General features: G+C 67.6%; 10 protein-coding genes and 2 pseudogenes. 4 read left to right on the top strand and 8 right to left on the bottom strand.

What is annotated here, in order from left to right; all coding sequences use genetic code 11:
- The 7 genes from A5663_RS04135 to A5663_RS04105 all read right to left on the bottom strand — a co-directional run.
- Positions 1-614, bottom strand: a 614-nt coding sequence (locus A5663_RS04135; RefSeq protein WP_197503285.1) for a cbb3-type cytochrome c oxidase subunit I, incomplete at its 3' end; no start/stop codon positions are given.
- A 102-nt stretch (positions 615-716) separates the two neighbouring features.
- Positions 717-1202: a GreA/GreB family elongation factor gene (locus A5663_RS04130; RefSeq protein ID WP_068144201.1), complete on the bottom strand. Its 486-nt coding sequence runs from the start codon at positions 1200-1202 to the stop codon at positions 717-719.
- Between the two features lie 36 nt (positions 1203-1238).
- On the bottom strand, positions 1239-2504 hold the full coding sequence (locus tag A5663_RS04125; protein ID WP_068144207.1) for an FAD-binding oxidoreductase: 1266 nt from the start codon (positions 2502-2504) through the stop codon (positions 1239-1241).
- Positions 2505-2639: 135 nt separating this feature from the next.
- The gene (locus A5663_RS04120) at positions 2640-4166 is read right to left on the bottom strand and encodes a CdaR family transcriptional regulator (RefSeq protein WP_068144197.1); all 1527 of its coding nucleotides are present in this window, start codon (positions 4164-4166) and stop codon (positions 2640-2642) included.
- A gap of 39 nt (positions 4167-4205) precedes the next feature.
- Positions 4206-5744: an adenylate/guanylate cyclase domain-containing protein gene (locus A5663_RS04115; protein WP_068144194.1), complete on the bottom strand. Its 1539-nt coding sequence runs from the start codon at positions 5742-5744 to the stop codon at positions 4206-4208.
- Positions 5745-5768: 24 nt separating this feature from the next.
- Positions 5769-6605: an SDR family oxidoreductase gene (locus A5663_RS04110; RefSeq protein WP_068144190.1), complete on the bottom strand. Its 837-nt coding sequence runs from the start codon at positions 6603-6605 to the stop codon at positions 5769-5771.
- Between the two features lie 48 nt (positions 6606-6653).
- The gene (locus A5663_RS04105; RefSeq protein ID WP_068144188.1) at positions 6654-7586 is read right to left on the bottom strand and encodes an enoyl-CoA hydratase; all 933 of its coding nucleotides are present in this window, start codon (positions 7584-7586) and stop codon (positions 6654-6656) included.
- A gap of 102 nt (positions 7587-7688) precedes the next feature.
- On the opposite strand from A5663_RS04105, the gene A5663_RS04100 reads away from it, so the two are divergent.
- The 4 genes and pseudogenes from A5663_RS04100 to A5663_RS04090 all read left to right on the top strand — a co-directional run.
- The gene (locus tag A5663_RS04100) at positions 7689-8045 is read left to right on the top strand and encodes an intersectin-EH binding protein Ibp1 (protein ID WP_231976671.1); all 357 of its coding nucleotides are present in this window, start codon (positions 7689-7691) and stop codon (positions 8043-8045) included.
- A gap of 100 nt (positions 8046-8145) precedes the next feature.
- Entirely contained in the window at positions 8146-8502 is a 357-nt protein-coding gene (locus A5663_RS04095) for a hypothetical protein (protein WP_068144186.1), read from the top strand.
- A gap of 49 nt (positions 8503-8551) precedes the next feature.
- Positions 8552-8716 carry a hypothetical protein gene (locus A5663_RS22885; RefSeq protein ID WP_156744324.1) on the top strand — a complete coding sequence of 55 codons (165 nt, stop codon included), beginning with the start codon at positions 8552-8554 and terminating at the stop codon, positions 8714-8716.
- A pseudogene (locus A5663_RS04090) lies at positions 8717-9148 on the top strand (trehalose-6-phosphate synthase); the annotation flags it as partial.
- On the opposite strand, the pseudogene A5663_RS22470 reads toward A5663_RS04090, so the two are convergent.
- Positions 9142-9320 (bottom strand): annotated as a pseudogene (locus A5663_RS22470) (trehalose-6-phosphate synthase); the annotation flags it as partial. The pseudogenes A5663_RS04090 and A5663_RS22470 sit on opposite strands and share 7 nt — an antisense overlap.

The following is a 9320-nucleotide window of genomic DNA, read 5'->3' as shown; positions in this document are numbered from 1 at the left end:
CGGAACATCGTCATGCCGGGCGCGCGCATGCACACCACGGTCGTGATCATGTTGACGCCGCCGAGGATGGTGCCCAGGCCGCCGACCGCCAGGCCCAGGATCCACAGATCCCCACCCGCGCCGGGCGAGTGGATCGCGTTGCTCAGCGGCGCGTACGCCGTCCAGCCGAAGTCCGCCGCGCCACCCGGTGTGATGAAGCCGCTCAGCGCGATCATTGCCCCGAAGACGAACAGCCAGAAGCTCAAGGCGTTGAGCCGCGGGAACGCGACGTCCGGGGCGCCGATCTGCAGCGGCAGCACGAGGTTGGCGAACCCGAACACGATTGGGGTCGCATAGAACAGCAGCATCGCCGTTCCGTGCATGGTGAACAGCTGGTTGAACTGCTCGTTGGACAGGAACTGCAGACCGGGCATCGCCAGCTCGGTGCGCATGAACAGCGCCATCAGCCCGCCGATGAAGAAGAAGATGAAGCAGGCGACGCAGTACATGATGCCGATCATCTTGTGATCGGTGGTGGTGATGAGCTTGTAGACCAGGGTGCCCTTGGGCCCCAGCCTGGCCGGGAAAGGTCTGCGGGCCTGCAGGTGCGGACGCGAGGTCACTTCGGCAGTCAAAAGACCCTCCTTCGGCGCGGGCGAGGGGTCGCCTTGAATCCATCGTAGATAGCCCCAAAGCGAGCCGAAAGGCTATTCGCGAACCAACATCGCGGCCGCGCGTCAGCTGGCAGTCATGGTGGCGCCCACACTGTCGCCACTGTGCACGCCGTATGGCACCGCGGTGAGCATGGTGACCGAGAGGTCGGCCCCGCTGGGGAGCCGGTAGGTGCGTTGCTCGCCGGGGCGCGCGCCCAGAATGGCCGCGCCCAACGGTGATTGGGTGGAGTACACCTCCATGTCGCCGTGCTCGGCGCTGCGCATGCCGAGCAGGAACGTCTCGGTCTCGTCTGTGTCGTCGTAGCGGACGGTCACGACCATGCCGGGTTCGGCGATGCCGTCATCGGGCGGGTCCTCGCCGACGACGGCGTTGATGAGCGTCTCGTGGATCTGCTGGATGCGCGCTTGGCGGGCGCGTTTGACGGCGGTCGCATTCTCGTCGGTGCCGTCGTCGACGGCGTGCGCGCTGAGGTCACGCAAGGTGGCGAGTTCCTCCTGCAGCCGCTCGTAGGCTGCCGGTGACAACCAGGTGCCTTGTGCGCTCGTCATTGTCTGTCCTCTCAGCTCTCGGATCGAAAGTCGGTGCTATGCGACCGCGCGGCGCAGCGGGTCGAACGGCCGCAGCGCCTCGGGCTGCTTGCCGGTGGTGATCTGCTCGGCCAGCAGCCTGCCGGTCACCGGACCATGGGCCAGTCCCCACATGCCGTGTCCGCCTGCGACGTAGACGTTTCGCGACATCTCGCCGATCAGCGGACGTCCGTCCGGGGTGACCGGTCGCGGGCCCACCCAGACGTCGCTGCGTTCGGCCCACCGCACCCCTTCCAGCAGGGGGCTCGCCGAGGCGACGATCGAATCGACCCGGTCGGCGATCGCGGGTTCGTGCGGGTCGCGGAACTCCATCGTGCCCGCCACTCGCAGGGCCCCGCGGTAGGGCGTGCACGCGACGCGTACGTCGGGCAGATAGATGGGTCCGGGTATGGGCCGTTCCACCGGCACGGTGAACGAGTAGCCGCGACCCGACTCGACCGGCACGCGCAGCCGGTGGGTGGTCAGCCGTGACATCCACGCCCCCGTCGCGATCACGGCGGCGTCCGCGGTCAGGTGCTTGCCGCTGTAGGGCTGGACCGTCACCTGGTTGCCGGAGCTGAACACGCCGCGCACGTCGCACGTGCGGATGCACGCCCCGCGCTCCTCAACCGACCGGCCGAGCGCCTGCACGAACCGTCCCGGATCGACGAATCGCTGACCGTTGATATTGATGCCGGCCGTGATCGCCGGTGAGGCCAGCGGCACCTGCTCGCGCAACGCCTCACCGGACAACCCGGTGACGAACAGGTGCTGTCCGGCCCGCTCCAACGCGCGAAGCTCTCGCATCATGGCCTCGGCATCGGCGGTGTTGCGGAACACCGCGGTGATCGGCGCGTCGGTCACCGGAGCCTCGACTCCGTTCGCGACCAGGACGTCGAACGCTTCGATGCACTCCTCGTTCAGCGGCACGTTGGCTTCGACCGCCTCCTGCCACACCGACTCGCGGCAGTTGGCGGCGAACTGCAGCAGGAACAGCCACAGCGCACCGTCGACGCTCCACGGGATGTGCAGCGGTGCGCTTCGGTCGCGCAGCGCGCGCAGCCCGTAGCGCAACAGCTTCGGCGAGTTCAGCGGCAGGGTCAGCGCGGGCGCGACCCAGCCGGCGTTGCCCCAGGAGGCTCCGCTTGCCACCCCGCTTCGGTCCACCACGGTGACCTCGACACCGCGCTCCTGCAGGAACCATGCCGTCGACAAGCCGACGATGCCGGCGCCGACCACGATCGCCGACCGCGGTCCACCGTCAATCCGTTCACCGCCGATCATTGGGAAACCCTCCATGTCTGAAAGCTGTGAAAGCGCATTTCGCTGTCAATCCATGGTGCGGTGGCAGGTCACGTCGGGGGTTGCCGCGGCCGGACAAACCTCGACGGCACCGTTGTGGTGATCCGACAACGAGCCTCAGCCGATGTCGATGGCGGCGAGTTCGATCATCATGGCCAGCCGCTTACGGGCATCGTCCAACGCCAGATCGGTGATCTCACCCATCTTGCGCAGCCGGTACCGCACGGTGTTCTCGTGCACCCCGAGGCGGATGCCCGCCTGGGCGGTGTCTCCCAGCGCCTCCAGCCATGCCCGCAGTGTCGCGACGTAGTCCGTGGCGTTGGCCTGATCGTGGCGGCGCAATTCGGCGACCGGCCCCCGGTCGGGGGTCCGGCCCGCATGGGCCGCGGTGCGCAGGCGCTGCAGCAGGATCTCGTCCCACGACTCGTCGTAAGCCGGCGGTACCGCGTCCGGGGAGCCGATCTCGTGCAGCGCCAGGCACTCGTCGGCCTCTTGACGCGCCGCGGCCAGATCGGCGGCGCCGGCCGCCTTGCTGATACCGGCCGACACCGTGACCCGCTCGGGCAGGGCGGCTCGTAGGCCGGTCACCCACTTGCGGGCCGCAGCGGCGTGCTCGCTCGGCAACAGTGTGTAGATCGTGTTGGCCGCCAGCGCACTTCGCCCCGGACGTGACCAGCCGAAGCCGGCGGTCGCCCGCTCGAATGCCAGTAGCAGCGCCGCGTCGCGGTCGACACCGATCGCCGCTCGCACGGCGATGACCCGCATCGGCCCCTGGGACAGGCCGAGTCTGCTGGCCGAGGCGGCGGCATCGGCGTCGCCGTCGAGTAGCCGCAGTACCAGTTCGGACTCGACCTGTCGCTCGAGATCCGCGCTGGCGCGCGACCGCAGTAGGTGCAGCGCGACGGTGCGGGCACCGTCGGCCAGTGCCGTGCGTTCGGGTTCGGCCAACGGCCGCGGGCACGAAACCCACACCGAGCCCATGAGTTCGCGGCCCGACCGTACCGCGACGACCATGCTGCCGGACAACCCATGCGTGCTGTCCGGTGTGACGAACAACGGTTCGTCGGAGCCGGCGAGGTGAGCGAAAACGCCTCGCGCGTCGAGGAATTCGCGGAGCTGCTCGGGCGCCTGCCTGGCCATGATCGTCGCGACCCGCGCCGGGTCGGCGTTTCCCTGCATCGTCGAGTACGCCAGTACGCGCGACAGTTGGTCCTCGATGGTCACCGCGCCGCCGGTCGCCTCGGCGAGGCTGTCAGCCAGAGCGAACAAATCCGTTGGGCCGCGGCCGGATTCGGTCTCGCGTCCCTCGAGCACCAGGCCGTAGACGACCGCGGCGAGCTCACTCCACGACATCGTCGCGTCGACGACCATCACCGCGACGCCCTCGACCATGCCCGCGAACGTGGTGTCATCGTCGACATCCCGCAAGAGCACGACCTTCGCTCGCGCGGCAACCGCCCACCGTAACGCCTCCTTGACCGTTCGCGCCCCGATCGCCAGCAGCACGTCACCGGTCACTGTGCGGCCGCCGGCCATTTCGTGCATCACGACGCTGCCCAACTCTTTGGAACGCGGGATCGGGCAGAAGCGCAGCCGAACACCGTAGCTGCCCAGCACGTTGACCAGCCGGTCCAAGGTGACCACGGGCCCGACGTTACGCGCTGTCAGAAGAGCGTTGAGGTGCTATTTTCGGCCGCTGGCCGGGACGAGGCGAGCCACGCCCCGCAAAATCCACGGTGTCCGCTTCGCCATCACCGCCACCGCGCGATCTGACCGGCGCATCGCGCTGCGGGGGCCGGGGGTCGGCGTGGACACCAATTGCGCCTCGGCCGATCCCGCCCGCGGCCCATGGCGATCGACCGCCAAGAGCTGCCAGGTGCCAGGTACGCCGCGCAACTCGACGCCGCCGCGGTCCTCAAAGCTCGTACCCGAACCGACCACGAGGTCACGGACAGTGCTGGAGATCAGAATTTCGCCTGCGCCGGCCTGGCCCATGATGCGCGCCGCGATATGTACGGCAATTCCGCCGATGCGGTTGTCCCGCAATTCGCATTCGCCGGTGTGAATGCCGGCGCGGATCTCGATACCCAGTGTCTCGGCATCCTTGCGCAAGGCCTCGGCGCAGCGGATGGCCTGGGTCGGGCCGTCGAACGTGATGAGGTGGCCATCACCCGTGCTCTCCACCACCGTGCCGCCGAATCGCTGCGTGAGTTCTGCGGTGATTTCCTCGAACCGGTGCAACACCGCACTCCACCGCTCATCGCCGGTCGCCGCCGCGTGTCGCGTCGAGGCGACCATGTCGGTGAACAACACGGTGCGCAGAGCGCGCCGTGCCAGAGATGGCGCCGCATGGCTGCCGGTGAGAAACTCCTCGATCTCGGTCAAGATCCGGTCGGGAGCGGCGAGCCACGCGTGGTCCCTGCCCTCGACTTCGAGCAACCGCGCGCCGGGGATGTGGTCGGCGAGGTCCCGGCCGGACTGTATCGGAACGATTTCGTCGCGGGCGTGGATGACCAGGGTGGGAACGGTGATAGTCGGCAGGATCGGCCGCACGTTGATCCGAAACATCGCTTCGAATGTCGCTCGCGCCATCCCCGGACTGGCGCTCATCCGTTCCACCATTGCGAGCAGGCGGGTCGACCGCACCGACGGCAGCAGTGCCTTGCCCGCCTCGCCGCTGCCCCATGCCGAGGTGGCGGCGCGCCACCACGCCTGACAACGGGCGAGCTGCTGAACCGAGGGCGTGTAGACCTCGCCGAGCTCGCGCATGAGGCGCGCCCGCAGCTCGGCAGGATCGCGATCCACGTCGTCCCAGCCGTCGGCGAAGGCGTAGGCGAAGGTGCCGTTGAGAATCAACGCCCGCGTTCGATGCGGTCGTGTCGCTGCGAAGAAGATGGAGGCCGGCCCGCCTTCACTAGGCCCGAAAAGCACCGCTCTTTCGAAGCCGACGGTGTCCATGACGGCCTCGATCTCGGCCGCCCGATCGTCCAGCGTGCGAACATGCGGGATCGGATCCGACAGTCCGGCGCCGGCCTTGTCGAACAGGAGGACGCGACAGAACGTGGATAGCCGCTCGAAGAAGGTCACGAATTCGGGCACGGTCCAGTACAGCTCGATGTGGCTGGCGAACGACCCGGAAAAGACGAGCTCGATCGGCCCGTCGCCGAATAACTGATACGCCAGGCTCAGATCGCCGCAGCGAGCGTACGCCGTTTCCGGCATGGCATGAGCGTACCTATCAGCGCGCTAGGTGGATACGACTCCTCGCAACCCCTCCGCACCGAACAGCGGCTCGAGCATCGACGAGTAGTCCGGTCCCCGGCGGACCAGCTGTCCGCCGTCGACGTTGATGACCTGACCGGTGATGAAACTGGACGCATCGCTGAGCAGGAACACCGACGCGTTCGCGATGTCCTCGACCTCGCCCGGTCGGGGCAACGGCGTACACGCGGCGTAATCACCGCTCAGCTCAGGGGATTCGAGCACAGCAGCGACGAGTTCGGTGCGGATCAGGCCGGGCCGGATGCAGTTCACCCGCACCCACGACGCGCCGAGTTCGTCGGCGGCCAACTGCATCATGTGGTCGATGCCCGCTTTCGACACTCCGTATGCGCCGAACCAACGGTGGGTGTTGCTCGCCGCGATCGACGAGATGCCGATGAACGAGCCACCGCCGCCGCGCACCATCTCCCGCGCGGAATGCTTGAGCACGTACATGGTGCCGTTGATGTTGAGGTCGACGGTGCGTCGCCACAGTTCGGAGTCGATCTGCGTGATCGGTCCGATCGTCTCGCTGCCGCCGGCGCAGTGCACGACGCCGTACAACCGGCCGGTCCACGCTGTGGCCGCCTCGACGACGCGAGCGACCTCGTCCTCGTTGGTCACGTCGGCCGGTTCGTAGCGCACCGCGCCCGAACCGCCGTGGTTCTCGATCTCGTCGACGGCGCCGGCGAGCTTGTCGGCGTTGCGGCCTACCAGCATCGCGTTACCGCCGGCCGCGACGACGGCGGCCGCCACACCCTTACCGATCCCGCTGCCGCCACCGGTGACCAGCACCGTCCGACCCGCCAAGGACAACTCCACCGCAGACCCCTTCGAAGAATTCGAACTAGAACAGGTTCCAGTTATACGTCAGGGCTCGTCGCGGCGGGCGAGCTTCGGCGCACCGAGCGTGCGCCAGTCCGGCACGTTCGGCGGAAGTCCCACGGGATAACGGTTCTCGTTGTGCGCCGCCCAGTGCGCATGGCCGAGCTCGTGGATGTGGAAAGCGTGCCGCAGCGCTTCGGTGAAGCCCATCGCGTCGGCTGCGGCGTTCACCGAATCCTTGATCAGCAACGCGGCCATGGTCGGACGTTCGGCGATGCGTCGCGCGAACTCGAGTGTCTTGTCCTCGAGTTCGTCGCGGGGGAAGATCTTCGACACCATCCCGAGCCGGTGCGCCTCGTCGGCGTCGATCGAATCTCCGGTCAGCAGAAGCTCTTTCGCCTTCCGTGCGCCGAATTCCCATGGGTGGGCGTAATACTCCACGCCGGGCATGCCCATCCGGACGCCGACCACGTCGCTGAACTTGGCGTCGTCTGCGGCGACGATCAGGTCACACGCCCAGATCAACATCAGGCCGGCCGAGATAGCGTTGCCCTGCACTTGGGCGATGGTGATCTTGCGGAGATCGCGCCAGCGGCGGGTGTTCTCGAAGAAGAAGTGCCACTCCTGCAGATAGGTGCGCTCGGCGATCGCAGGCACCGTCGCGCCGTGCGACTGGAACGTCGGATGCTGCGCCGGACCGGGCTTGCGCTCCAACATGGCCTCTTCGGACCCGAGATCGTGGCCGGCGGAGAAGTTCTTGCCCCGCGCGGCCAGGATGACCACCCGCACCGAGTCGTCGGCCTCGGCGCGGGCGAACGCTTCGTCCAACTGGACGAGCAGCGTGCGCGACTGGGCGTTTTGCGCTTGCGGCCGGTTGAGCCAGATCCGCGCGATCTGACCATCGTCGAGGGTCTCGTACGTCACCTGTTGCACTGCATCGCCTCCGGCGTCGGCGCTTGTCAGATCAGGGCTCGCCATCGCGGACCACCTCGCTTGCGGTTGTTTCGACGCCTAGGCACATTACGGTGCCGCCTGCGGTGAAACCGGCACAGGTACACACCAGGCTCCTAGAATCGACCAATGGCGACTTCTTCCTTCCACCTTCGGCGACTCATCGTGGTCGGCGGATTCATGGTCACGCTCGCGGCGGTGCCCGCGCTCGGCTGGTACACGATTCCCGCACCGGGCGCCGCGCTGGCTGAAGGCGGCTGCCAGTCCGGCGAGGAAGCCGACCAGTTCACGACAACGTGTGTGCCCTACCTGGTACCGACTGCGCCCCCGTTGTTCCAGACCACCGCGGCCAATCCCGATGTTCCCGAGATCGACGGCATCCCCTGCATCGGCCACAACGGGGGTACCTGCATCGGGCTGGCCGAGGACGAAGCCGCCATGGGCCCACCCGCCCAGCCTCGATCCATCATCAGTTCCAGCCCCTGAGCACCGCTGCCGGGAGCGCCGCGAAGCGGTGCACAAAGCGGGCTGCTTCCATAGAATTCGTGTCGACGGCACACGATTGACAACTACAGAAAGCGTGACGATGGCGACCTTGAAAATCTCCGCACAACGCCTTTTCCTCGCCGGCGGCTTCGCGGTCGCGATCGCTGCAGCGCCGGTGCTCACCGCGTTCGTGGCACACCCGACCGACTCAGCATCGGTCGCCCAGGGCTGCTCCGGCGGTGAAGAGCCCGACCAGTTCACCGGAGTCTGCGTTCCGCACACGGTGCCCAACTCCGGCACGGTGTTCAGCACGCAACCCGGAAACCCGGACATGCCCGAGGTGTTGGGCGTCCCTTGCGGGGGGCACAACTCAGGCAACTGCATCGGCTTGGCCGAGGACGCCCAGGCTCAGCAGGTGACCGCGCCGCCCGCGCCCGTCATCAGCCACAGCCCGTAGTCAGCGGGCTGTGACGTGGGGCGACGGCGGCTTCGCCTAGAGTTGGCGTATGCCTGCGAAATCTGATTCAGCCGAACTCGGCGACGTCGAACCGCTCGCCGACAGCACCGCCCGCCAGGCGCGGCGTGTGGTCGCCGCCTACGCGAACGACGCCGACGAATGCCGGATGTTTCTCTCGATGCTCGGCATTGGACCGTCGAAGCTCGAGGCGTAAATGAGTCCGGGGGGCGGTCCGCGGGCCGACTCCGGGAACGCCGACTTCGTGGTGGTGGCCAACCGGCTGCCGATCGACATGGAGCGGTTGCCTGACGGCAGCACCACCTGGAAGAGGAGTCCCGGCGGTCTGGTGACGGCGCTGGAGCCGTTGCTGCGCCGTCGGCGCGGCGCGTGGATCGGCTGGCCCGGCATCACCGACGCCGACGAGGAGCCGATCGAGCAGGACGACATGACCCTGTGCCCGGTCAATCTCTCCGCCGACGACGTCGCCAAGTACTACGAAGGCTTTTCGAACGCGACGCTGTGGCCGCTGTACCACGACGTGATCGTCAAGCCGATCTACCACCGCGAGTGGTGGGACGCCTACGTCGAGGTGAACCGGCGCTTCGCCGAGGCCACCGCGAAGAGTGCCGCACAGGGCGCGACCGTCGGGAAGGGGATGTGCAGGAAGAACCCGATAGTCAGGTCCGGGCGCAGGGTACGCAACATCTTGGGCACCAGCTGCAATTGGTAGTCCTGCACCCAGACGGTCGCGCCCTGTGCGGCACTCTTCGCGGTGGCCTCGGCGAAGCGCCGGTTCACCTCGACGTAGGCGTCCCACC

This window comes from Mycobacterium sp. E740 (assembly GCF_001672895.1).
Lineage (GTDB): Bacteria > Actinomycetota > Actinomycetes > Mycobacteriales > Mycobacteriaceae > Mycobacterium.
Note: the sequence above shows the minus strand (reverse complement) of the source record. Positions and strands in the feature narration are given on the sequence as shown.